This window comes from Bosea sp. OAE506 (assembly GCF_040546595.1).
Classification (GTDB): domain Bacteria; phylum Pseudomonadota; class Alphaproteobacteria; order Rhizobiales; family Beijerinckiaceae; genus Allobosea.
Window position 1 is genome coordinate 1,287,887 of the sequence record NZ_JBEPOB010000001.1, and the last position, 23,575, is coordinate 1,311,461.

Below are 23,575 nucleotides of genomic sequence, written 5' to 3' on the forward strand. Positions count from 1 at the left end.
GTCATGTCCGCTTGATCGCGAAGCTCTTGATGTAGTCCTCCGGCTTGGTGGCATCGAAGGTCTTGCCCATCACGACGATGGTCTTCGAGCCCGAGGCCGGCGGGGTGAGGCCGACTTCCTGCATCAGCCGCGCCGTGTCGGTCTGGAGGAAGACCTCCTTGGCCACCTTGGCGTAGTCGACATCGCCCTTTATCTGGCCCCAGCGCTTCATCTGGGTGAGGATCCAGACCGCGAAACCCTCCCAGGGGAAGGGGTCGAAGTCGATGCGCTTGGGGTCGCGCTTGATGTTGCCGAGCCCGTCGGCATAGGTCCCGGTCAGCACCTGCTCGACCACTGTGACCGGCTGGTTGAGGTAGTTTGCCGGCGCAATCGCCTCGGCGATCTGCTTGCGGTTGTCGGCCTTGGAGGCAAAGGCGGTGGCGTCGATGATCGCCTTCAGCAGCGCGGCATAGGTGTTGGGGGTCTGCGTCACGAACTCCCTGGAGGCCGCGAAGGCGCAGCAAGGATGCCCGTCCCAGATCTCCTTGGAGAGCATGTGGATGAAGCCGACGCCGTCGAAGACCGCGCGCTGGTTGACCGGATCGGGCGCGAGGAAGCCGTCGATGTTGTCGGCGCGCAGGTTTGCGACCATCTCCGGCGGCGGCACCGCACGGATCTGGACGTCCGTGTCGGGATCGATGCCGTTCTCGGCGAGATAGTAGCGCAGCAGGTAGTTGTGCATCGAATAGTCGAAGGGCACGGCGAATTTGAAGCCCTTCCAGGACTTCGGATCGCGCTTGTCCTTGTGCTTCATCGCGAGCGTGATGGCCTGGCCGTTGATGTTCTCGACCGCGGGCATCGTGTAGGGGATCGGGTTCGAGCCCGCGCCCATCGAGATCGCCAGCGGCATCGGCGAGAGCATGTGGGCGGCGTCGTATTCCTTGTTGATCGTCTTGTCGCGGATGACGGCCCAGCCGGCGGTCTTGATCACTTCGACGTTCAGGCCGTGCTTCGCGTAAAAGCCCATCGGCGAGGCCATGATGATCGGCGTCGCGCAGGTGATCGGGATGAAGCCGACCTTGAGGTCCTTCTTCTCCGGCACCGCCTGGGCGAAGGCCTCGGTGGCGGCAGCCAGCGGGAAGAGGCTCGAAATCGCCGCCAGGGCGGTCGACGCGCCGACCTGCTTCAGGAAGAAGCGGCGCTGCGCATCCTGTGGAAACAGCGCCCGCATCACGGCGTTCTCGACGACGCGCTGATAGCGCCCGTCCTCCGTCGAGGATACTTCAACGGCCTCGGCCCGAATCGCTCGCTCATGCGCAGACTGGCTCTCATGCCGGCCGCAATCGCAGCCACGGCGGATACGGCGGTCGGCGTCGAACGGGTTCTTGAACAAGGCCATGCGCGTGTCCTCCGGCTGATCGAGTGGGCGGCTGGTCGCTGCAAGAGCGATAGCAAGCGGCGGGCCAACCCGGCCGAGCGCAACGGGCGACGAAACATCAAGGACTTAGCGCCGGATTGCGCTTGACGAATTCTCGTGAATCACGAAAAATCGTGCCCTCAGTAACGAAAATTCGTGAGCTGCCGTGATCGCCTCGTCCGTTTCGCCGCAGACCACTTGGCTGTTCGAGAGCATGGTCGACGCCGCGCTGGCGGTGGATGTGACGACGGGACAGATCCTGGCGGCCAATGAGGAGGCGCGGCGTCTGCTGACGCCGTCGGAGCGCGAGATCGTCGGCGCCTCGGTGCTCTCGGTGTTCCCGGGCCAGGCGGCCGCGCTGACGGTCTTTACAGAAGCGGTGCTGCATAAGGGCCGCTACTGGACACGCTCGCTTTCGCCGCAGCGGGGCGATGGCGAGGCGCTCCATGCCGAGTGCATCGGCGCGCGGCTGCTTACCCAACCCGACCCGTCGATCCTGCTGACACTCTACGATCTCGAGGCGCGGCACCGGCGCGATCTCGATGCCGACGCGCAGGAGCATGTGCGCGCCGGGTTGACCGAATGGCGGCGCACCGAACGGCTGTTTCAGGAGATCGAGCGCAGCAACCAGCTGATCCTGCGCGCGGCGGGCGAGGGCATCTTCGGCGTCAATGCGGATGGGCGCACGACCTTCGTCAATCCGGCCGGCGAGGCGATGCTAGGATGGGAGACAGGCGAGCTAATCGGGCGGGACATGCATGCCTGCGTGCATCACCACCGCCCCGACGGCACGCATTACCCGCATGAGCAATGCCCGATCTACGCCGCCTTCCGCGACGGAGCCGTCCACCATGTCGAGAACGAGATGTTCTTCCGCAAGGACGGCTCGGGCTTCTGGGTCGAGTACACCTCGACGCCGATCCGCGACCGGGGCCGGCTCGTCGGGGCGGTGATCATCTTCCGCGACATCAGCCAGCGTCACGAGGCCGACGAGCGCCTGCGGGCGGCGCTCGCCGAGGTCGACAGCCTGCGCGAGCGGCTGCAGCAGGAGAACGCCTATCTGCAGGAGGAGATGCGGCTGGAGCGCAATCATCGCGGCGTCGTCGGACGCTCGGGCGCGATCCAGAAGATCCTGAGCCAGGTCGAGCTGGTGGCGCGGACGGATGCCGCCGTGCTGATCACCGGCGAATCCGGTACCGGCAAGGAGCTGATCGCCAGCGCGATCCATGAAGCCAGCGAGCGCCATGTGCGGCCGCTGATCCGGGTCAACTGCGCCGCGATCCCGCGCGAGCTGTTCGAGAGCGAGTTCTTCGGCCATGTGAAGGGCGCCTTCACCGGGGCGCTGCGCGACCGGATCGGCCGCTTCGAGCTCGCCGATGGCGGCACGCTCTTCCTCGACGAGGTCGGCGAGATTCCGCTCGAACTCCAGGGCAAGCTGCTGCGCGTGCTGCAGGAAGGGCAGTTCGAGCGCGTCGGCGAGGAACGCACGCGGCACGTCAATGTCCGCATCATCGCGGCGACCAACAAGGATCTACGCCGCGAGGTCCGCGAGGGCCGCTTCCGCGAGGATCTCTATTTCCGGCTCGACGTCTTCCCGATCGTCTCGGTTCCGCTGCGCGAGCGGCCCGAGGATATCCCGTTGCTGGCGCTGCATTTCCTCGGCGGGGCGCAGCGCAAGCTGAAGACCGAGGGGCTGAAGCTGAGCGAGGGCGATGTCGCCCGGCTGCGGGCCTATGACTGGCCGGGCAATGTCCGCGAGTTGCAGAACGTCATCGAGCGCGCGGCGATCCTGGCGCGTAACGGGCGGCTCTTCATCGCGCTGCCCGAGGGGGGGCGCCCGCCCGCGGCGGCGCCGGTGCCGGTGGCGGCAGGCGGGGCGATCCTCACCGAGGCGGAGCGGCGGGAGCGCGACCGGGTCAGCATTCTCGCGGCGCTGGAGACGGCGCGCGGACGCGTCAGCGGGCCCCAGGGTGCGGCGGCGCTTCTGGGCCTGCCGGCGACAACGCTGGCCTCGCGGATGAAGACGCTGGGCATCGCGCCGCGTAGCGGGACGCGGCCGGCGCCCGAGCGGGCCGGCGGATAGCCTGCTCCTTTCTACGATCCCGTCAGGATCATCTTAACGTTACAGCGAGGTAAGACCCGCGGCGCAACGCATTTGAAGTATTTTCCGCTCCATCCAAGAGCCGCACGACGAGCCGTTGCGGGATGACCTTGGAAAAGCGGATGACCTTCAAAGAGTTTCTGCGCCGATGAACGCCTTTCTTCCTCTGATCCTGTTCACGGTGCTGACCAACGCCGCGGCGCAGCTCATGCTGAAGCGCGGCATGACCGGCGTGGGGACGCTCGACGTCGCCGGCGACGGCCTGATCTCGACCGTCTTCCGCGTGGTCTTCAACCCCTTCGTGTTCGCGGGGCTGTGCACCTTCGTCATCAGCATGGCGTCGCATCTGATCGTGCTCTCGAAGGTGCAGATCTCCTACGCCTACCCCTTCCTGAGCCTCGCCTATGTCGTGGTCGCGGCCTACGCCTTCTTCGTCTTCCACGAGGATCTGGGGCCCGCGCGCATCGCCGGCATCGGTCTCATCGTGCTCGGCACCATCTTCATCGCTCAAAGCTGAGGGACATCATGGATCTGATCGTTCGCCTGTTCATGCGCCTCGGCGCGCTGCTGGAACCGCAGCCGGTTCCCGTCCCCGTTCCGGTGCGCGCCCAGCGCCCGCATTTGCCGCGCTGAGCCGGAGACGCGATCCATGAAGCACATCATCATCGGAGGCGACGGCTTCGTCGGCTCGCATCTGGCGGCCGATCTTGCGGCCATGGGCGAGGAGGTGCTGGTCGCCGACATCGTCAAGAGCCGGCATCCGCATTATGCCACGGTGCCCTTCCACCGCATCGACGTGACCGATGCCGAGAGCGTCGCCGGCATTCCGCTGCGCCAGGACGACCTGGTCTACAATCTCTCGGCCAAGATGCTCTCGCCGATCGTGACCCGCGCGGAGCGGCACGACTTCTTCTGGCCGGTGAATTATCACGGCACGCAGAACATCCTGAGCTGGATGGAGAAGGCGGGCGCCCACAAGCTCGTCCACTTCACCACCGACATGATCTACGGCCATTCGGTGACCGTGCCGCAGGACGAGACGCATCCCGCCAAGCCGCTCGGCGAGTATGGCGAGAGCAAGCTCGCGACCGAGACGCTGGCCCAGACCTATCGCGACCGCGGCTTCCAGATCCCGATCTTCCGGCCGAGGCTGATCATCGGGCCCGGGCGGCTGGGCATCCTCGTCAAGCTGTTCAAGCTGATCGATCTCAATCTGCCGGTGCCGATGATCGGTTCGGGCAAGAACCCCTATCAGTTTATCTCGGTGTTCGATTGCGCCAGCGCCTGCGTCGCGGCCTGGAAGGCGGACTTCCCCAACAGCGCCTATAATCTCGGCTCGGACGATCCGCCGCCGGTGAGGAAGCTGCTCGGCGACCTGATCGCGCATGCCGGCTCGAAGTCGATCCTGCTGCCGACGCCTGCGCCGCTGGTGAAGCTGACGCTGAACGCGCTCGACGCGATCAACATGCCGATCATGGACCCCGAGCAGTACATGATCGCCGACGAGATCTGCATTCTCGACACCTCCAAGGCCAAGCGCGAGCTGGGCTGGAAGCCGCTGCACCGCGACGAGGACATGCTGCTCGCCGCCTATACCGAATATCGCAAGGCCAAGGATCCGCAGGTCCAGGCCCAGAGGAGCCTCGCCGCATGAGCATGCCCGCTTTCAAGGCCGATGACGCGGCCATTCCTGCCCGCCCGAAGCTCTACAGCGTCGAGGACGCCAAGCAGCTCGACGTGCAGACGGTGAAGGAGCTCTTCACCAGCCATATCAACCCGGGCCAGGTTCATTTCCTGAAGCTGCTCGGCTTCGACAAGATCCTCGTCGATCGTGCCGAGGGCATGCACTACATCACCAAGGACGGCCGCAAGATCCTCGATTTCTTCGGCGGGTTCTGCTCGGTCGCCTTCGGCCACAACCATCCGCGCATCGTGGCGGCCCGGAAGAAATTCCAGGACGAGAACCGCCATGAGATCTGCATGGCGTTCATGTCGCAATACGCCTCGGCGCTCGCGGCCAATCTCGCCGCGATCTCGCCCGGCGATCTCGACATGGTCTTCCTCGGCTCGACCGGCTCGGAGGCCATGGAAGCGGCGCTGAAGGTCGCGGAGCAGGCGCAGGGGCCGGGCAAGTCCAAGATCCTGCATGCCGCGAATTCCTTCCACGGCAAGACCAAGGGCGTGCTCTCGGTCACGGATTCGACGCTCTACCAGTCGCAGTTCAAGCTGGTCGAGAACCGGGTCAAGGTGCCCTTCGGCGACATCGAGGCGGTGCGCCGGGCACTGGAGAGCGATCCGTCGATCGGCATTGTGGTGATGGAGACGATCCAGGGCGGCGGCGGCATCGTCGAGGCGCCGCTCGGTTTCTGGCGTGAACTCCGCGCGCTCTGCGACAAGCACGGCGTGCTCTGGGTCGCCGACGAGGTGCAGTGCGGTCTCGGCCGCACCGGGCAGTTCTTCGCTTTCGAACGCGACGGCGTGGTGCCGGATGTCACGGCGCTGGCCAAGGCGCTGGGCGGCTCCAAGGCCGCGATGGGCGCTATGATCGCCCGCCGCGAGCTCTACATGAAGGCCTATGGCAAGCCCAAGACCGCGCTGATCCATGCCCAAGCGACCTTCGGGGGCATGGGCGAGGCCTGCATCTCGGCGATCGAGGGGCTGAACGTGCTCTATGAGGAAGACCTCATGGGCAACGCCCAGCGCCAGGGCGACTACCTGATCGAGCGGCTCAACGCGCTGCGCGCCAAGCATCCGAGCCTGCTGAAGGAAATCCGCGGGCGCGGCCTGATGATCGGCGTCGAGTTCCAGGACATCAGCGAGACCATGCCCTTCGGGCTCAAGCACATGGTCGCGCTGCTCGACGACAAGCTGAAGGGCTCGCTCTGCGGCTTCGTCGGCGCGCTCCTGCTGAAGGATTACGACGTGCTCGTCGCCTTCACCGAGTACAACCGCAATGTCATCCGCCTCGAGCCGCCGCTGATCGCGACGCGCGAGGATTGCGACACCTTCGTCAATGCCCTGGATGACCTGCTCTCGCGCGGCATCACCCGCATCGTCACGGATTACCTGCGCAAGGTCGCCGTCTCGAAGGGCTGAGGCCTTCCGCCTCGACGCCAGCCTTCAAAACGAGAAACGCCCGCCTCGGGAGACCGGGGCGGGCGTTTCGATTCTCACGACCGGGGATTGCTCAGGCGCTCTCGCCGACGGCCTGGAGGTAGAGGTCGAGGATCGCCTCCTCCTCGGCGCGCTCATTGGCGTCGCGCTTGCGGATGGCGATGACCTTGCGGAGCACCTTGACGTCGTAGCCGTTGCCCTTGGCCTCGGCATAGACCTCCTTGATGTCGTCGGCGATGGTCTTCTTCTCTTCCTCGAGACGCTCGATGCGCTCCACGATGCTCTTGAGCTGGTCGCCCGCGATCGGATCGTCCATCTGAATGTCCTTCTCGGTGATGGGGAGATTTGGCCGGAGGGTTCGCACCCCGCGCGCCCCGGCGTCAAGCCGGCTTCGCCCTGCGGCGGGTCGCTCTCAACAGGCCCGTGGCCCGGAAGGGGCCACACAAGCCTCCGGCTCTATCGATAAGTATGATTATTGCCGCAAAACGCTGGTGACGGCGGCGCGGCGCGCACTTAAAAGATTCGGCAATGATGCCAGCGGGCGAAAGGGCTCGCGGAACCGGGGGACGACGAGGGGCCTTGCAGCACGCCGACCATCAGCAGCGGATGCGCGCAACCGTGCGTGCGGTCTTCGACGCGGCGGTGGCGCGGGCGCATCCCTCCGGCTGCCTGCCGGCGCATCTTCCGCCCGCGCCTGCGTCGGGCCGGCTGATCCTGCTCGCGGCCGGAAAGGCAGCCGGCAGCATGACCGTGCTGGCCGAGGCGCATTATCTCGATGGCGGCTTTCCGCCGGAGCGCCTTATCGGCCATGCGGTCGCGCGTCACGGCTACGAGACCGCCACACGCCATATTCCGATGGTCGCGGCCGGCCATCCCGTGCCGGACCAGGGCAGCATCGACAGCGCTGCCCGCGCGCTGGAGCTGGCGGGCAGCGCCACGGCTGAAGACCTCGTGCTGGTGCTGCTTTCAGGCGGCGGCTCTGCGAACTGGGTCGCGCCGGCCGGCGCGCTGACGCTGGCCGAGAAGCAGGCGGTCAACAAGGCGCTGCTGCGCTCGGGCGCGCCGATCGGAGAGATGAACATCGTCCGCAAGCGCCTGTCGCGGATCAAGGGTGGGCGGCTGGCGCTGGCGGCTGCGCCGGCCCGGCTCCTGACGCTCGCCATCTCCGACGTGCCGGCCGACGAGCCGACGGCGATCGCCTCGGGGCCGACGGTGCCCGATCCGACGACGATGGCGCAGGCGTGGGAGATCGTCGCGCGCTATGGTCTCGACCTGCCGGCGGCGGCGAAGGCGCTCCTTGATGACGAGGCCAGCGAGACGCCCAAGCCCGGGCACCCCGCCTTTGCCCGCAGCGAATTCCGCATCATCGCCCGACCGGCGGAGGCCATCGCAGCCGCCCATGCCGCGGCTGCGGCAGCGGGCTACGAAGTCCATGATCTCGGCGCCGATCTGGAAGGCGAGGCGCGTGACGTCGCGGCGCGCCATGCGGAACTGGCGCTTTCGCTTAAACAGGCGGGCAAACGCGCCGCCATCCTCTCCGGCGGCGAACTCACCGTGACGCTCCGTGGGCAGGGCCGCGGTGGGCCGAACCAGGAATATGCACTGGCGCTGGCGATCGCGCTCGGAGGGGCGCCCGGCATCGTGGCGCTCTCGGGCGATACCGACGGCACGGATGGCGGCGGCGGCGAGGCGAGCGACCCGGCCGGCGCAATGATCGACGAGACGACACTCGTGCGCGCCGTCGCACTCGGCCTTGATCCCGCCCGATCCCTCGCGGACAACGATTCCACCGGCTTCTTCGAGCCGCTGGGCGATCTGTTGCGGACCGGGCCGACCCTCACCAACGTCAATGACTGCCGCGTCATCCTGATCGAACCCTGAGATGAGCCGGACCCCGACCTCGACCTTGCGTCTGCTGCTCCTCGCGGGCGCTCTGCTCGCCGGCACCGCGCCGGCGCTGGCGGATCTGCGCATGTGCAACACCACGAGCAGCCGTGTCGGCGTCGCCATCGGCTATCGCGATGCGCAGGGCTGGACGACGGAAGGCTGGTGGAACATCGCGCCGCGGGCCTGCGAGACCCTGCTGCGCGGCACGCTGGCGGCGCGGTTCTATTATGTCCATGCGGTCGATTACGACCGCGGCGGCGAGTGGACGGGCAAATCCGTCATGTGCACCCGCAACAAGGAATTCACGATTCGCGGCATCGAGGACTGCCTGGCGCGCGGCTATGAACGGGCTGGCTTCTTCGAGGTCGACACCGGCGAACAAAAGAGCTGGACGATCCAGCTCACCGACACCACCGGCGGCGCCCCCGCCCGCCCCTGAGGACATGTTTCCATGAAGCGCGAGCGCCGCATCAAGATCATCGCCACGCTGGGGCCGGCCTCCTCCACCCCGGAGATGTGCGCAAAGCTGTTTGCGGCGGGTGTCGACGTCTTCCGCATCAATATGAGCCATACCCAGCGCGAGACGCTGCCCGAGAAGGTCGCGATGCTGCGCGCGCTGGAAGGCCAGTTCCGCCGCCCGGTCGGCATTCTCGCCGACCTCCAGGGGCCGAAGCTGCGCGTCGGAGCCTTCGGTGGCGATGGCGGCGTGACGCTGGAGAACGGTGCCCGCTTCACGCTCGATGCCGACCCGACCCCGGGCACGGTCAAGCGCGTGCATCTGCCTCATCCGGAAATCCTGACCGCGCTCGAGCCCGGCCATACGCTGATCCTCGATGACGGCAAGCTGCGGCTCGTGGTCGAGAAGGCGAGCGAGACGCAGGCGGTGACGCGCGTCGTCGTCGGCGGGCGGCTGTCCTCGCGCAAGGGCGTCAGCCTGCCGGATACGACGATCGCGGTCTCGGCGATGACCGACAAGGACCGCTCCGACGCGGAAGCCGCGGCCGAGGCGGGTGTCGACTGGATCGCGCTGTCCTTCGTGCAGCGGCCGGAGGACATGGCCGATCTGCGCAAGATCGTGCGCGGGCGGGCGCTGGCCCTGGCCAAGATCGAGAAGCCGCAGGCGCTGCTGCGGCTGGAGGAGATCATCGAGGCGTCGGACGCGATCATGGTCGCGCGTGGCGATCTCGGCGTCGAGATGCCGCTGGAGAAGGTGCCCGGCACGCAGAAGCGCATCACCCGGACGTGCCGGCGTATGGGCAAGCCCGTCGTCGTGGCGACGCAGATGCTGGAGAGCATGATCACCAGCCCTGTGCCGACGCGCGCCGAGGTTTCCGACGTCGCGACCGCCGTCTTCGAGGGCGCGGACGCGGTGATGCTCTCGGCCGAGAGCGCGGCGGGGCAGTTCCCGATCGAAGCGGTGACGATGATGAACCGCATCGCCGAGGAGGTCGAAAGCGAATCGGTCTATCGCTCGATCCTGGAGGCGCAGCGCGCCGAGCCGGAGGCCACGGGGGCGGACGCCATCGCCAAGGCCTCGCACGAGATCGCCGACACGCTGAACCTCAAGGTCATCGCCGCCTGGACCTCCTCGGGCTCGACCGCCTTCCGCCTGGCGCGCGAGCGGCCGAACTCGACCGTCATCGCGCTCACGCCCAACCGGGCCACGGCGCGCCAGCTGACCCTCGTCTGGGGCGTGCATTCGGTGGTGACGAAGGATGCCAGCGACGTCGACGACATGGCCTCGCGCGCCTGCAAATTCGCCGTGCGCGAGAAGTTCGCCAAGCTCGGGGACCGGATCATCGTCGTCGCCGGCGTGCCCTTCGGGACGCCGGGCGCGACCAACATGGTCCGTATCGCCTTCGTGGCGAAGGAGCATGTCGAGAAGGCCTGATCAGCCGGGCAGCACCATCGAGCCCAGGAAGCAGATCGTGCCGCCGACCGCGAAATACTGCGCGAACCGGCGGTAGACCTCCCGCAGGGTGCGGCCGATGAGCTGCTGGGCATAATCCGCCCGGGGCCGCTCTTCGGGCGCCAGCAGGATCCAGAGTTCGGTGCGCTGGTAGGGTCGTGTCGTGGATGCGTCGCCCTTCAGCAGAAGGATGGCGGCCGTCGCCATCATCAGGATCGCGCCGCTTTCCATCGCCACGCGCGGATAGCCCGCGAGGCCGATCATGAAGCAGATGATGGCGAGGCCGGCGAAGCCGCAGCCGCGTGAAACGGACAGCAGCGCCAGCTCCCGCATGCGGGATGCGTCCATGCCGTGGCCTCTCCCAGACGACAGATCGTCAGCACGACACAGCCGCGGGGCGCCTCGCAAGATTGAGCGGGTGCGGCGTGCCGCCGCACCGCTGCTCAGGCCGGTCGCGCCGTCATCTGCAGCAGGGTCGGGATCGTCAGCAGGACGATGGCGCCGAACCAGATCCAGAGCGAGGTCGGGGTGCTGGTCTCCAGCCGCTTGCCGCGCTCGTAGATGGCGGCCGGAATGCCGCCGAGGGCGAGCGTCAGGGCCGAGAGGAAGAGCGAGGTCATGTAAAAGATCAGCAAGGGCGAGGAGATGAAGAAGCCGGGTGCGAACTGCTTCATCAGGATGAAGGCAGGGTCGAACCAGGCCGAGAAATGCATGCCGTTGAGCAGCGATGTCCCGGCGATGCCGATGACGATGCCGTCGCGGCGGAGAATGTCCTCCCGATCCTCGGTCATGGCCGTGCCACTCCCGTGATCGCCGGGAGCCAGCCCGCGGCCGCGAAGCCGACGAAGACCAGCATGCGGATGAAGAGCAGCCAGACGAAGGCGAGCAGCACGAGGATGCGCTCGTGAACCGCTGCCGGGGTGATGATCCGCACGGCCTCGACGGCCGGCTGCGTGACCTGCCGGAAGGTCCGCCAGATCACCTTTTCGCTGTCGTCCGGAAAGACGAGAGACAGCAGGAACCGGCCGAGCAGCGTGTACATGAGCGCGGCAAGGGCGAGATTGGGAGCCTGGTAGAGCCAGAACAGGCCCTGGCTGTCGACATCGGCCATTCAGGGAAATCCTCGCACGGTCGAAACGCGTTCGACTTTTCCGCAAGTCAGGGGCGCGGACAAGCCGCGGCTTGCCCAGACGAAACGGGGGCAGACGAAGGTCCGCCCCCGAAGAGGGAAAGGGTGCCGCGGGCGGCGGGCGCCCGCGGCGTCAGGCTCACTTTTCGATCATCACCGTCGCGCCGCGCGGCTGACGGATCTGGTCGATGAAGTCCTGCAACTCCTTGTTCGGCGCCGTGGTGAACTTCGAGACGATGTACATCGTCAGGAAGCCGATCGGCATGCCGAAGAGGCCGGCCGAGATGTTGGCGACGTTGAAGTAGCCGACCTTGGACGCGAGCGGATGGCTGATCGCGACCCAGCCCTGCTGGAAGAGCTGCGGCTGCTCCACCTTGAGCTTGGCGATGTCGACGAGCGCGGCCCCGGTGACCGGGTTCACGTTCGAGTACATGCCGAGCACGTTCACGCCGAAGCCCGGGAAGTAACGGGTTACGACGAGATAGGTCAGCGTCGTCAGGAAGCCGGCCCAGATGCCCGCCACGGCCGCAGCCGCGGTGGTCTTCTTCGACCAGATGCCCATGACCAGCGCCGGGAAGAGCCCTGCCGCCGCCAGCGAGAAGGCCCAGGCCACCATCGCCACGATGTCGGCGGGACGACCCGACGCCACCCAGGCTGCGATGATCGCCACCAGGATCAGCAGAACGCGGGCGATGACGAGCTTCCTCGCCACCGGCGCGTCCTTGTTGATCATGCGGGCATAGACGTCGTGCGAGAGCGCGTTCGCGATCGCCAGCAGCAGGCCGTCGGCGGTCGAGAGCGCCGCCGCCAGGCCGCCGGCGGCGACGAGGCCGGAGACGACATAGGGCAGGCCCGCGATCTCGGGCGTGGCGATCACGATCGCATCCGCCTGGATCGTGAAGTTGGCGAGCTGCAGGATACCGGTATGCCCGGCGATCTTGCCGCAGGCCGCGGTGATGGTTGCGACATCGACGGCGTTGGTGCCGCAGATCTGGATCAGGCCGATCTTGCCGTAGCTGTAGATCCAGCCCGGCAGCTGGGCGAGCGGCTTGCCGATGACGTTCTCGAACACCTCGAGCTTCGCGAAGGCGGCATAGGCCGGCGCCGTGAAGTAGAGGATGAAGATGAACAGCAGCGTCCAGGCCACGGAGGAGCGCGCCTCACGCACGGAGGGCGTGGTGAAGTAGCGCATCAGCACGTGGGGCAGAGAGGCCGTGCCGACCATCAGGCAGAGCACGAGGGCGAAGAAGTTCAGGGGGTCGTAGCGGGCGAAGGGCACGACATGCGAGGCCGCCGCCGAGACGCCGAGCGCGGCTTCTTTGGCCTGGATCTCGGAGAGAACCGTGCCGTAGGTGAGCTGCGGGATCGGGATGCCGAACTTCTGGGTCGAGAGGATCACGACCGGGACGAGATAGGCGATGATGAGCACGATGTACTGCGCGACCTGCGTCCAGGTGACGGCGCGCATGCCGCCCAGCATGGAGCAGACGAGGATGCCGACGAGGCCGACGAAGACCGCCAGCTCGAAGCTCATCCCGAGCAGACGCGCGCCGATCAGGCCCGTGCCCACGATCTGCGCCACCACATAGGTGAAGGAGCAGCTCATCAGCACGACGATGCCGGCGATGCGCGCGGCATTGCCGCCGAAGCGGAAGGCCAGGAAGTCCGGCACCGTGTAGCAGCCGAACTTGCGCAGATAGGGCGCAATCAGCGTCGCCACCAGCACATAGCCGCCGGTCCAGCCGAGGATGAAGGCCAGACCGTCATAGCCGAGCAGGTAGAGCGTGCCGGCCATGCCGATGAAGGAGGCCGCCGACATCCAGTCCGCCGCGGTCGCCATGCCGTTGTAGAAGGACGGCACCTTGCGACCGGCGACGTAGTATTCGTCGACCTGCATGGTGCGCGACATGATGCCGATCGCGGCATAGACGCCGATGGTGAAGGCGACGAAGAGATAGCCCAGGATGTGGTTGGGCACACCAGCGCGTTCGAGCACGCCGATGAAGACGACGAAGGCGACGAAGCCGCCTGTATAGATGCCGTAGATCCGCCCGAGATTGGACGTGAAATCGCTTTTCTGTGATTCTGCGGACATGAACCCGGCCCCCTCAATCGTCTTCGGCCATGCCGTATTTGCGATCCACCTTGTCCTGGGCCTTGGCGAACCAGAAGAGCTGGAGCACGAATACGATCAGTGAGCCCTGGGCTGCCATATAGAAGCCCATCGGGAAGCCAGCGATCTTCACGCCGTTGAAGACCAGCGCGAACATATGGATGAAGAAGGCGAAAAAGGCCCAGATCCCGAGCATGATGTAGGTCAGGCGTTGGGTCTCGGCCCAATGGGCTTTGACTTTATCGTCTGGTGGCATGGACGTTCCCCCGTCGCGACGCGCGAGTACGCATTCCGCCCCGCGGATGTTGAGCGAGGGGACGGCATCGTTACGTCAGTTTTTGACTAAAGCGCCGGGTAACGTGGCGGAAACCCTATTCCGCGAGAAGGACGACAAAAGTCTTATACCTTTAGTCGTAGACGCTTCCCTGCGTCGACAGGGCGGCGAGCCCGGAGCGGCTGGTGGAGAGCTCGTCCACCGCCGCCGCGACAATCTCGGGCGCAGCGTGATGCGGCATGTGGCCGACGCCCGGAAGCAGCACGAAGCGCCCCTGCGGCACCTGGCGTGCGATCGCGGCCGAATGGATCACCGGCGAGACGATGGCGTCGCTGTCGCCGGTGATCGCGATGACCGGTACCTGCATCTCGCGGTAGCGCGGCACCTGGGAGGTGACGAAATCGAGCGTCGCGGCGATGTCCTGCGAATTGGCGCGGAAGGTCGCCGGGCGCAGCAGCAGGGTGATCTGTGCCGCCTCGAGATAGCCTGGCGTCACCGGCCGCGGCGCGAACACGCTCTGTGCGCCGCCCTCCAGCAGCCCGCTCGCGGCAGGGACGCCGACGAGCCGGGTGAAGAGCGGGCCGATGACCGGCCAGACCGTGAGGTGATGATACCAGGCGATGCCGCCCGGCCAGGGATGCGTCACCGCGCCGAGCAGAACCAGCCCGCGCAGCCGGTCGGGCCGCTCGAGCGCGATGCGGGTCGAGGCGGCCCCGCCGAGCGAGTGCGCGACGAGGACGAAGCGCTCCGGCACGATGGCATCGATGCCGCGCATCAGGGCGGCGGCCTGGCGGGCGGGATCGGCCATCGCATCGCCGTCCAGCCGGTCGCTCCAGCCATGGCCGGGCCGGTCGAAGGCGACGATGCGGTAATGCGCCAGTTCCGGCCCCAGCGTCGTCAGCATGTCGGCATGGCTGGAGGAGGCGCCATGGATCAGCACGACGGTGCCGCGGGAGGGGCCATCGGGCCGGCGCTCGCGATAATGCAGCCGGCCGGAATCGAAGGAGACGAAGCTACCCGTCGGCGGGTAGCGGCGGGCGGCCTGGGCGCCCAGCGATTCGGACCAGAGGATCAGCCCGGCGGCGGCGATGACGGCGAGAAGGAGAACAGTGCGGATCAGCATGCGGCGGATACGCGCCAGACCTCGTCCCGGTTCTGCGGCGCCTTCAGGCGTCGCGACCGTCGACCTCGGTCTTCAGCGAATCGACGGCGTTCTTCACCGCCTCGAGCTGCGGGTAGATCTCCAGCGCGCGGCGATAGGCGACCATGGCACGCTTGTCGTCCCCCTGCTGGCGCAGGATCGTGCCGAGGCCCAGCATGGCGCCGTAATGGCGCGGCTCGCGCTTCAGCGTCTCGCCGATATCGATGATCGAGCGGATCGGGTCCCCGGCGAGGAAGAGGGCGTTGGCCCGCTGGTTCCAGGCTTCCGCCCAGTCCGGCTCCAGGCTGATCACGCGGTCGAGCAGTTCGATCGCCAGCTCCAGACGCTTCTCCTTCATCGCGGTCTGGGCCCGCGTCATCAGCAGATCGGCCGTCGAGGAGCCCGAACGCGCCCAGCGGCGCTGGATCAGATTGGCGATGCCCTTGGCCTCCTCGGCGGAGGGGGCAGCCGCGAGCCGCTCGAAGAGCCGGTCCAGCGTCGCGGCAGGGCCGCGCGAGGGCGCGGCGGAGGCGGCGGGATTGTCGTCCTTGTCGGATGGCGCGACGGCGCCGGGCCGTTGCGGTGGCGCCGCGCGGTCCGAAGGGGCGGGTGCCTGGGCGGCGGCGATCGAGGGGGCGGCCGCCAGCACAGCGAGAAGAGCGGCGGCCGTGAGCTTGCGCGCGGTCATCATCGGGTCAGTCTAGCCGCGGTCGGCGGCAGGTCAATTCACGGAGCGGCGACCCGCCAACGCAAAAAGCGGGCGCGCCCGAAAGCGCCCCGCTCTGCGATCTCCACAGGGTCGTGCCACAGGCGGGCGAAAGCCCGCCGCAGCCTCAGCCCTGGCGCGCCTTGAAGCGCTTCTGGACCTTGTTGATGATGTAGACGCGGCCCTTGCGGCGCACGAGCTGGTTGTCGCGGTGACGGGCGCGCAGCGACTTCAGCGAATTGCGGATCTTCATAATCTCAACTCCATCGATCCGCTCTTTTGAAGGGGCGAACCGGTCAAAAACGGAACCTGCCAAAACGAGATCAGCGACGTTGGCCGGACCCGGCCCTCATCGACCACGCGAATGGTGCGGCTGATGCGATGCCGGCTGTATACGGATTTTTGCGGAGATCGCAAGGGCGGATGGTGCGGCCAAGGCAGGAAAAGCACGCCTCGGGCTGCCGCCCACACCGCCGCCGCGGCGAGCGGAACCTAAACTGCGGACAGGGCGTTTCCCGCTGACCGTTACGCTGGGTACCCCATCATGAAAATCTCGACCTTGAGCCTGCTCGCTGCCGCCGCCCTCACGCTCGGAGCCTGCGGCAATACCACCGAGCAGCGCATCGGCGGCGCGGCCGCCGGAGCCGGCACGGGCGCGCTCGTGGCGGGGCCGGTCGGTGCCGTCGTGGGTGGAGCAGCCGGCGCCGTGGCCGCGCCGAGCGTCGTGCGCGAAACGCGCCGCGCGACCCGCTGAGGGAAAGGGCTGGCGGCCTCAGGGTCGCCAGCCGGTCTCCTCGACGGGGGCGTTCTGCGCGTCCTCGTCACGACGCGCCTCCTCGACATGAACGAAGAGCGCACGCAGCGCCGCCTCAACGCCCTCGCCCGAGGCGGATGACAGCACGATCGGCATGCGCTTGGCGGCCCGCTTCAGCCGCGCCACCTGCTCCTTCAGAAGCTCGGGCGAGAGCGCGTCGCACTTCGACAGCGCCACGATCTCCGGCTTCTCGTCCAGCCCTTCGCCATAGAGACTGAGTTCGTTGCGCACGGTCTTGTAGGCCTTGCCGGCGTGCTCGCTGGTGCCCTCGACGAGGTGCAGCAGCACGCGGCAGCGCTCGACATGGCCGAGGAAGCGGTCGCCGAGGCCATGGCCCTCATGGGCGCCCTCGATCAGGCCGGGAATATCGGCCAGCACCATCTCGCGCCCGTCGACCCGCACCACGCCCAGCCCCGGATGCAGGGTGGTGAAGGGATAGTCGGCGATCTTGGGCTTGGCGGCGGTCACGGTCGCCAGGAAGGTCGACTTGCCGGCATTGGGCAGGCCGATCAGCCCGGCATCGGCGATCAGCTTCAGCCGCAGCCAGACCCAGCGCTCCTCGCCGATCAGGCCCGGATTGGCATGGCGCGGCGCCTGGTTGGTCGAGGTCTTGAAATAGGCGTTGCCGAAGCCGCCATTGCCGCCCTTGCACAGGACGAAGCGCTGGCCGGGTTCGGTCAGGTCGGCGATCAGCGTCTCGCCATCCTCGTCGAAGACCTGCGTTCCCGGCGGCACCTTGAGCACCTTGGTCTCGCCATTGGCGCCATGGCGGTCGGCGCCCATGCCGTGGCCGCCGATCTTCGCCTTGAAATGCTGCTGGAAGCGGAAGTCGATCAGGGTGTTGAGGCCCTGCACGCATTCGATCACGATGTCGCCGCCGCGCCCGCCGTCACCCCCGTTGGGCCCGCCGAACTCGATGAATTTTTCGCGACGGAAGGAGACGCAGCCGGCGCCGCCATCTCCCGCCTTCACATAGATCTTGGCCTGGTCGAGGAATTTCATGGGCTCTCAGTAGTGTTCGCGGGGGCAAAGGGCAATGCGGCGACGGCGACAGCCTCACGCGGCCAACCGTGGCGCTGCCATCTCTTCGCGCAGCGCATCGGCGAAACGGCGCGCCGCCAGCCCCGGCTGAGGGCCCATGATCAGCCCGACCGAGAGCTCGAACAGCGCCGGAAGGCCCTCCGCCGGGCCGAGCCGCCGCGCCGTCGGCGGCACGGCGCTCTCGGTGACGGCGGTGACGCAGAAACCCGCCTCGACCGCCGACAGCATGCCCGAGGTGTGGGAACAGGAAAAGACGAGGCGATGATCCGTCCCGGCCTCCGCCAGCGCCGCCAGCAGGCGCGGCCTGACCCGGCAGCCCTCCGAGAACAGCGCCAGCGGCAGAGGCTCCTGCAATTCCGGCCGGTGTCCGCGGGCCGCGATCCAGACGACCGGCTCGCGCCTGATCACCTCGCCGACCGGGCGTCTCGGGTCCTGCGTCACCACCGCGAGGTCGAATTCGCCGGCCGCGACGGCGGGCTCGATCCGCTTCGAGAGATCGCAATGGAGTTCCAGCTCGACCTTGGGATGCTCGGCGGCGAAGCGCGCGATCAGCGGGCGCAGAAAGGCGTCGACATAGTCGTCGGGAATGCCGATCCGCAGCCGCCCCGAGGCGCTGGAGCCGCCGAGATCATCGAGCGCCTCGCGCTGGATCGCCAGCAGCCGCCGCGCATGGGCGAGCAGCCGCTCGCCGGCCGGCGTCGGGACCACGCCGCGGCGCGAGCGTTCGAGCAGCCGGTGGCCGAGCTGGTTCTCGAGATCCTGGATGCGGACCGAGATCGCCGATTGCGTGCGCCCGAGCCGCGCGCCAGCCGCGGTGAAGCCGCCGCTCTCGACCACCGCCACCAGCATGTCGAGCGCCGCCAGATCGAAATGCGTGGACATGGCGCCGCCTCCGTCGATCGGTTTTAAGAATGGTTAAATCAGAATAATCCGTTTTTCCGATGGATAGAAGCGGGGTAAAGCGATCCTGGTCACGCATCATCCTCAGCCCTCATCCTGAGGAGCGGCCGAAAGGCCGCGTCTCGAAGGATGCTCCAGTCAGCTTCGGAGCCTCCTGGACCATCCTTCGAGACGGCCGCCAGGGCGGCCTCCTCAGGATGAGGGCTCGCAACGGTCAAATTAGGTCCCACCCATGTCCGCCCCCGCGACCGTCATGCGAGCCCCGACCGCGCCTGCGCTCGCCATGTTTCTCGCGCTTCTCACGGGCGCGACCTGCATCGGCTTCTCGGGCGTGTTCGTGCGCTTTGCCGATGTCGGGCCGGCGGCGGCCGGGTTCTGGCGGATGATCTTCGCCCTGCCGGTGCTCGCCCTCTGGATGGGGCTGGAGCGTCGTCGCCCGGGACGCCCGACGACGACCAGTGGCGTGCTGCTGCCGATCGTGGTCGCCGGTCTCGCCTTCGGCGTCGATGTCGTCCTCTACAATGCCGCGCTCGGCTTCACGACGATCGCCAACGCCTCGCTGCTCGGCAATCTCTCGCCCGTCGCGGTGGTTCTGGGCGGCTGGCTGCTGTTCGCCGAGCGCCCGAGCCGGCGCATCCTCGGGGCATTGGCCCTGGCCATCGGCGGTGCGCTGATGCTGATCCTGCCCAAATTCACAGGCGGGGCAGCGGCCCTGTCCGGCGGCCTGTTCGGGGACAGCCTGGCCATTGGTGCCGCCCTGTCCTACGCCGCCTATATCATGGCCGTGCGCCGCGCCCGGGACGGGGCCGAGGCCGGTCGCATCAGCCTGATCGCGAGCGCGATCTGTGCTGTCTTCTGTCTCGTCGCCGCGCTGGCGCTGGGCGAGACGATCCTGCCGTCGAGCCTGCAGGGCTGGCTCGCGGTGATCGCGCTCGGCCTCGTCTCGCATGCGCTTGGCCAGGGCCTGATCACGCTCTCGCTCGGCCAGTACGGCGCCAGCGCCGCCTCGCTGGTCATGGTCTGGCCGGCGCTGGTGTCGGTGCTCGCCGCATGGGCGATTTTCGGCGAGCAGCCCTCGCCAGCCCAGGCCTTCGGCGGCGTCGCGATTCTCGCCGCCGTCCTGATGGTCCGCAAGGGCTGAGGGTTCGCTGGTGGCTAGAGCGCGGCTGCGAGGACCTCGATCTCGACCTTGAAGGCCGGCAGGGTGAAGCCCGAGACGATCATCAGCGTCGAGGCGGGCGGGGGCGTGCCGACATGGGCGTCGCGCGATTCCATGTAGCCCTTCATGTGAGCGCGGTCGGTGACATAGGCGTTGAGGCGCACGATGTCGGCCAGAGTCATGCCGGCCTCGGCCAGGATCGCGGCGATGTTGGCGAAACAGAGATCGGCCTGCGCCCGGACATCCTCGGGGATCGAGCCGTCGCGCGCCATCCCGAGTTGGCCCGAGCAGGCGACGAGCCGATGGCCGGCCGGCACGGCGACGCCATGGCTGTAGCGGGCGAAAGGCGGCGCGATTGCCGCCGGGAGCAGCGGCGTCAGGGCGGGGGCTGGAGACGACGACATGGCAGGCAGCTCCTGAGAAGGCAGGTCGAGACGGGCCGACGCTGCGGAACCTGAGGCTCCGCCGCGGGTTCGCAAACGCGACGGGCTCGGCTATGGACGCGCGGCGCGATCTTGCTCATGCCACGTTCACGGGAATGAGCTAGATTTCAACCGCTTTGGGCCCGCTCGAAGCGGCCTGCCGTATGATGGATCGGAACCGACGTCTCATGACCAAGAAGACAGCGACCATGGCCATGACCCTCAAGGCCGCCGGGCTGCTGCCGCTGCTGGCGCTGACCGCCTGCGCCGGCTCGCAGCGCTTCGTCGGCGGCGCGCCGCAATCCTACGGCCAGCCCAGCCTGCCGCCTGCGCCCGCGATCAGCTCGGCGCCCGTCATCTCCGAGCCGCTTCCGCCGCCGGGCGGTTATCCGGTCGCGTCGGCGCCGCCCATCGGCCAGCCCGGTGCGCTTCCGCCGCCGCAGGATCCCTATTACAGCCCGTCGCCCGCCGCGCCCGGCATGCCGCAGCCGACGCCGACGAGCCCCGCTGCGCCGCAGCCCTCCGAGATCCAGACGATCCGTGGCGGCGGCGGCCAGATCGCCACCCTCGGGGCCGGCAGCAATGCCGCCCGGCCCGCGGTGACCTCGCGCGACGGCGTGATCGGGAACTGGACCGCCCGCGAGGCGACCGGCGGGTCCTGTCGCGTGCAGCTTTCGAGCGCGCCGGCGCTCGACCTCTACCGCGCCAGCGCCGCGGGTTGCTCGAACCGCGATCTGCAGAAGGTCACGGCCTGGGATTACCGCGACGGCGAGGTTTATCTCTACCAGCAGGGCGGCACGGTGGTGGCGCGGCTGCGCACCAGCGGCGGCGGCGCGATGGACGGCGCCGTCACCAAGTCGGGCGCTGCGCTCTCGCTCAGCCGCTGAGCGTTCAGGCGCCGGGCGAGCGGCCGAACAGGGCCGGCCGCCAGAGGCGCCGCTGCAGGGACAGTGCCATCGCGGCGAAGCCGCGGGCGGTGTCGAGCGCCTCGTTGAGGATGGTGAAGGGCGTCGGTCCGCCGGTGGCGATCACGCCCTCGACATCGGCGTAGCCGCCGGCGAGATCGGCCTCGAACTTGCGGGCGAGGCGGCGCATCGCGGCATTTTCCGGCAGGCAGGTCATGTAGAGCGTGCGGATGCCGCGGTTGCGCGCGGCGGTGATCAGCCGGCCGAAGAGAACGCCGCCGATGCCGCGCCGGCGCCAGTCGCGCTCGACGCTGAAGGCGGCTTCGCCGGTCTGGGCCATGATGTCCTCGAGCCCGCGCAGCTCTGCGGCGCCGCGCACCGCGCCATCCTCGAGATAGGCATAGACGAGCCCGCCGACACCGAAGGTGGTGACCGCGTAGTTCTCGAGAAAGCCGTCATTCACCGCGGTGCCGAAGCGTTCGCGGCGGGTCACCTCGTCGAGCCTCAACAAATGGGCCTTGAAGAGGTCGCGCTCCGCGGGCCAGAGCCGGCGGACTTCGCCATGGCCGGTCGTGGTGCCGGCCTTCTTGGAACGAGCCAATAGTCATCTCCTGCTGTCAGCGCTGAAGGCGCGGGACCGACCAGGAGGCGATTCTTCCCTAACTCGCTTCGGAAGATGCGCCCGCGACGCCCGATTGCAAGAGGCGCGGACTGTTGCAGTGCAGCAATTTTCGGCATGGTGAATGCGAAACCGCCGATATCGCCGTTCTCAGCGCTATTCCCGGTCGATCGGCCAGTGTTTGAAGACATCCAGCGCCTCGCAGGCACGCGCCTGCTCGGCCAGGGCCGGCCAGCGCTCCGGGAGAGCGTGTTCGGCGAGCGCGAAGCGGCAATAGCCCCAGGCGATCGCCGCGGCGATGTCGCTCGGTAGCAATTCGGGGCCAGCCGTCAGCTCGCCCCGTCCTGCGGCGGCGTCGAGCAGATCGAAGGCAGTGTGAAGCTGCGCGAGGATGCGCTCCTGCCAGGGCGCATGGCGCTGGGCTTCCGGCCGCCGGCGCTCGTATCCGATCGCGACCGCCTTGTCGGCAGCGACGATGCCGATGCCGGTCAGCGACAGGTCCCGTATCCGGGCGCTCGCCTCGACCGGGCGCAGCGAGCGGCCGGCGACATCCTCGAAATGCTGGATGATCAGCAGGGATTCGCTGATCACCGTGCCATCGTCGGTCACGAGGCTCGGCGCCTTGATCAGCGGGTTGATCGCCCGGAATTCGTCCATGTGCCGGAAGACGGAGACGGAGCGGTGCTCGAATTCCAGCCCCAGCAAGGTCCCTGTGACCGCAGCCCGGCGGACATAGGGGCTATCGAGCATTCCCACGAGCAGCATCGGTGGTCTCCATCCGGCCAGACCACAGAGTGCCGGGGCGGCCGCGCAAAGCCACGCGAAATCGGGTGATGAGCCCGATCACGCCAGCTGATGATCTTCTTGCGCTTCCTCCACTTCGGCCTCGAAGCCTGGCTTGAACCCCAGCGTGACGCCGCGCTCGCGTGCGGCAGCCTGGCAGGGGTCCCAATAGGGCGCGCCGCCGAAGCGCTCGACCAACAGGTCGATCAGCACGCGGACCTTGCCCGGCACATAGGCCCCCGGCGGCCTGACGACGAAGAGGCCGTGTTCCTGCAGCGGGAACTCCCAGAGCAGCGGCTCGAGCGCGCCGTCGCGAATGGCATCGCTGGCGATGAAGGTCGGCAACAGCACGATGCCAAGCCCCGCTTTGGCCCAGTCCAGCAGGGTCTCGCCGCTGTCGGAGCGCAGGCGTCCGGCGGGACGTATAGACACGCGGCGCCGGCCGACCCTGAAGGTCCATTCGGGATTGCTGGTGCCGGTGTAGAGCAGGCAGTCATGGCCCGCGAGATCTGCCGGCATGGCGGGCCGCCCCCGCGCCGAGAGATAGGCCGGGCTCGCCAGGATGACGCCATGGATCGGCGCGATCCTGCGGGCGATCAGGCTCGAATCCTTGAGCGTGCCGATGCGGATGGCTGCGTCGAAGCGCTCGCCGATCAGGTCGACATAGCGATCGCTGGCCTCGACATCGAGTTCGAGGCCGGGATGGCGTCTGGCGAGTTCGCCGAGGATCGGCGCGACATGCCGGTTGCCGAAGGTCAGCGGCATCGACAGGCGCAGCCGCCCGACGACCCCGCCCGCCTGCTGCGCCACCGCATCGCGGGCCTCGGCCAGATCGGCCAGGATGCGCTCGCCGCGCGCCTTGAATTCGAGGCCGGCCTCGGTGGCGGCGATGCCGCGCGTGGTGCGGCTGAGCAGGCGCGTGCCGAGTTCGGCCTCCAGCCGCGCGACGCGGCGGCTGATGATCGACTTGGACAGGCCGAGCCGATGACCGGCGCGCCCGAAGCCGCCGCTCTCGACCACGGCGACGAAGCTGCGGATGTCGTCCAGCTCGGACATGGTGGTGTTCCCGTTGGTGCAACAGCTTGGTGCTTGGGCTGCGCATTCCGTTGCTGGACCTGCGCCGCTACATCAGCGGCATCGAACCCGTTCCCGGTTTCAGGAT

The 23,575-nt window shown here is 67.9% G+C and carries 26 protein-coding genes; 10 read left to right on the plus strand and 16 right to left on the minus strand.

Annotation, left to right across the window (positions count from 1 at the left end; genetic code table 11):
- Position 1: 1 nt before the first annotated feature.
- Positions 2-1,378 (minus strand): CmpA/NrtA family ABC transporter substrate-binding protein, encoded by a 1,377-nt coding sequence (locus ABIE41_RS06245; RefSeq protein WP_192644982.1) that lies wholly within the window; start codon positions 1,376-1,378, stop codon positions 2-4.
- Between the two features lie 232 nt (positions 1,379-1,610).
- On the opposite strand from ABIE41_RS06245, the gene ABIE41_RS06250 reads away from it, so the two are divergent.
- The 4 genes from ABIE41_RS06250 to ABIE41_RS06265 all read left to right on the plus strand — a co-directional run bounded on the left by ABIE41_RS06250 (position 1,611) and on the right by ABIE41_RS06265 (position 6,593).
- On the plus strand, positions 1,611-3,479 hold the full coding sequence (locus ABIE41_RS06250; protein ID WP_192645147.1) for a sigma 54-interacting transcriptional regulator: 1,869 nt from the start codon (positions 1,611-1,613) through the stop codon (positions 3,477-3,479).
- A 166-nt stretch (positions 3,480-3,645) separates the two neighbouring features.
- Complete coding sequence (locus tag ABIE41_RS06255) at positions 3,646-4,014, plus strand: DMT family transporter (RefSeq protein ID WP_067996808.1); 369 nt, start codon at positions 3,646-3,648, stop codon at positions 4,012-4,014.
- Between the two features lie 132 nt (positions 4,015-4,146).
- Positions 4,147-5,151, plus strand: a complete 1,005-nt coding sequence (locus ABIE41_RS06260; RefSeq protein ID WP_192644983.1) for an NAD-dependent epimerase/dehydratase family protein — start codon at positions 4,147-4,149, stop codon at positions 5,149-5,151.
- A complete protein-coding gene (locus tag ABIE41_RS06265) occupies positions 5,148-6,593 on the plus strand; it encodes an aspartate aminotransferase family protein (RefSeq protein WP_192644984.1) in 1,446 nt (481 codons plus the stop codon). The genes ABIE41_RS06260 and ABIE41_RS06265 overlap by 4 nt, the downstream gene beginning before the upstream one ends.
- A gap of 91 nt (positions 6,594-6,684) precedes the next feature.
- Here ABIE41_RS06265 and ABIE41_RS06270 read toward each other — a convergent pair whose 3' ends face one another.
- Positions 6,685-6,927 (minus strand): DUF2312 domain-containing protein, encoded by a 243-nt coding sequence (locus ABIE41_RS06270; protein WP_066717565.1) that lies wholly within the window; start codon positions 6,925-6,927, stop codon positions 6,685-6,687.
- A gap of 290 nt (positions 6,928-7,217) precedes the next feature.
- Between ABIE41_RS06270 and ABIE41_RS06275 the strand changes: the two genes are divergently transcribed.
- The 3 genes from ABIE41_RS06275 to pyk are packed head-to-tail and all read left to right on the plus strand — an operon-like array spanning position 7,218 to position 10,389.
- The gene (locus tag ABIE41_RS06275) at positions 7,218-8,492 is read left to right on the plus strand and encodes a glycerate kinase type-2 family protein (RefSeq protein ID WP_192645148.1); all 1,275 of its coding nucleotides are present in this window, start codon (positions 7,218-7,220) and stop codon (positions 8,490-8,492) included.
- Between the two features lies 1 nt (position 8,493).
- Positions 8,494-8,937: a DUF1036 domain-containing protein gene (locus ABIE41_RS06280; RefSeq protein ID WP_192644985.1), complete on the plus strand. Its 444-nt coding sequence runs from the start codon at positions 8,494-8,496 to the stop codon at positions 8,935-8,937.
- Between the two features lie 12 nt (positions 8,938-8,949).
- Complete coding sequence (gene pyk, locus ABIE41_RS06285; RefSeq protein WP_192644986.1) at positions 8,950-10,389, plus strand: pyruvate kinase; 1,440 nt, start codon at positions 8,950-8,952, stop codon at positions 10,387-10,389.
- Here the strand turns inward: pyk and ABIE41_RS06290 are convergent, their stop codons facing one another.
- The 8 genes from ABIE41_RS06290 to ykgO form a co-directional block, all read right to left on the minus strand.
- Entirely contained in the window at positions 10,390-10,755 is a 366-nt protein-coding gene (locus ABIE41_RS06290) for a hypothetical protein (protein WP_192644987.1), read from the minus strand.
- Between the two features lie 95 nt (positions 10,756-10,850).
- The gene (locus ABIE41_RS06295; protein ID WP_192644988.1) at positions 10,851-11,198 is read right to left on the minus strand and encodes a hypothetical protein; all 348 of its coding nucleotides are present in this window, start codon (positions 11,196-11,198) and stop codon (positions 10,851-10,853) included.
- On the minus strand, positions 11,195-11,518 hold the full coding sequence (locus ABIE41_RS06300; protein WP_192644989.1) for a YggT family protein: 324 nt from the start codon (positions 11,516-11,518) through the stop codon (positions 11,195-11,197). Before ABIE41_RS06300 ends, ABIE41_RS06295 begins: the two co-directional genes overlap by 4 nt.
- A 157-nt stretch (positions 11,519-11,675) precedes the next feature.
- On the minus strand, positions 11,676-13,631 hold the full coding sequence (locus ABIE41_RS06305) for a sodium:solute symporter family protein (protein ID WP_192644990.1): 1,956 nt from the start codon (positions 13,629-13,631) through the stop codon (positions 11,676-11,678).
- 13 nt (positions 13,632-13,644) lie between these two features.
- Positions 13,645-13,905 (minus strand): DUF4212 domain-containing protein, encoded by a 261-nt coding sequence (locus ABIE41_RS06310; protein WP_192644991.1) that lies wholly within the window; start codon positions 13,903-13,905, stop codon positions 13,645-13,647.
- A 151-nt stretch (positions 13,906-14,056) separates the two neighbouring features.
- Complete coding sequence (locus tag ABIE41_RS06315) at positions 14,057-15,046, minus strand: alpha/beta fold hydrolase (protein ID WP_192644992.1); 990 nt, start codon at positions 15,044-15,046, stop codon at positions 14,057-14,059.
- A 43-nt stretch (positions 15,047-15,089) separates the two neighbouring features.
- Entirely contained in the window at positions 15,090-15,755 is a 666-nt protein-coding gene (locus ABIE41_RS06320) for a tetratricopeptide repeat protein (protein ID WP_354191803.1), read from the minus strand.
- Between the two features lie 142 nt (positions 15,756-15,897).
- Positions 15,898-16,023 carry a type B 50S ribosomal protein L36 gene (gene ykgO / locus ABIE41_RS06325; RefSeq protein WP_038363015.1) on the minus strand — a complete coding sequence of 42 codons (126 nt, stop codon included), beginning with the start codon at positions 16,021-16,023 and terminating at the stop codon, positions 15,898-15,900.
- Positions 16,024-16,314: 291 nt separating this feature from the next.
- Between ykgO and ABIE41_RS06330 the strand changes: the two genes are divergently transcribed.
- A complete protein-coding gene (locus ABIE41_RS06330) occupies positions 16,315-16,524 on the plus strand; it encodes a hypothetical protein (RefSeq protein ID WP_192644994.1) in 210 nt (69 codons plus the stop codon).
- A gap of 18 nt (positions 16,525-16,542) precedes the next feature.
- On the opposite strand, the gene obgE is transcribed toward ABIE41_RS06330, so the two are convergent.
- Both obgE and ABIE41_RS06340 read right to left on the minus strand, forming a co-directional pair.
- Positions 16,543-17,586, minus strand: coding sequence for a GTPase ObgE (obgE, locus tag ABIE41_RS06335; RefSeq protein ID WP_192644995.1), 1,044 nt, complete (start codon positions 17,584-17,586; stop codon positions 16,543-16,545).
- A 54-nt stretch (positions 17,587-17,640) separates the two neighbouring features.
- Positions 17,641-18,507, minus strand: a complete 867-nt coding sequence (locus ABIE41_RS06340) for a LysR family transcriptional regulator (protein WP_192644996.1) — start codon at positions 18,505-18,507, stop codon at positions 17,641-17,643.
- Between the two features lie 250 nt (positions 18,508-18,757).
- Here ABIE41_RS06340 and ABIE41_RS06345 point away from each other — a divergent pair, with 250 nt between their 5' ends.
- Positions 18,758-19,666, plus strand: a complete 909-nt coding sequence (locus ABIE41_RS06345; protein WP_192644997.1) for a DMT family transporter — start codon at positions 18,758-18,760, stop codon at positions 19,664-19,666.
- A 14-nt stretch (positions 19,667-19,680) separates the two neighbouring features.
- Here the strand turns inward: ABIE41_RS06345 and ABIE41_RS06350 are convergent, their stop codons facing one another.
- The gene (locus ABIE41_RS06350; protein WP_192644998.1) at positions 19,681-20,088 is read right to left on the minus strand and encodes a RidA family protein; all 408 of its coding nucleotides are present in this window, start codon (positions 20,086-20,088) and stop codon (positions 19,681-19,683) included.
- Positions 20,089-20,294: 206 nt separating this feature from the next.
- Here ABIE41_RS06350 and ABIE41_RS06355 point away from each other — a divergent pair, with 206 nt between their 5' ends.
- The gene (locus tag ABIE41_RS06355; protein WP_354191804.1) at positions 20,295-20,993 is read left to right on the plus strand and encodes an AprI/Inh family metalloprotease inhibitor; all 699 of its coding nucleotides are present in this window, start codon (positions 20,295-20,297) and stop codon (positions 20,991-20,993) included.
- A 4-nt stretch (positions 20,994-20,997) separates the two neighbouring features.
- Here ABIE41_RS06355 and ABIE41_RS06360 read toward each other — a convergent pair whose 3' ends face one another.
- From ABIE41_RS06360 to ABIE41_RS06370, 3 genes are all read right to left on the minus strand, one after another.
- Positions 20,998-21,612, minus strand: coding sequence for a GNAT family N-acetyltransferase (locus ABIE41_RS06360; protein WP_192644999.1), 615 nt, complete (start codon positions 21,610-21,612; stop codon positions 20,998-21,000).
- A gap of 174 nt (positions 21,613-21,786) precedes the next feature.
- Complete coding sequence (locus ABIE41_RS06365) at positions 21,787-22,395, minus strand: glutathione S-transferase family protein (protein WP_192645000.1); 609 nt, start codon at positions 22,393-22,395, stop codon at positions 21,787-21,789.
- 78 nt (positions 22,396-22,473) lie between these two features.
- The gene (locus tag ABIE41_RS06370) at positions 22,474-23,469 is read right to left on the minus strand and encodes a LysR family transcriptional regulator (protein ID WP_192645001.1); all 996 of its coding nucleotides are present in this window, start codon (positions 23,467-23,469) and stop codon (positions 22,474-22,476) included.
- Between the last annotated feature and the right edge of the window lie 106 nt (positions 23,470-23,575).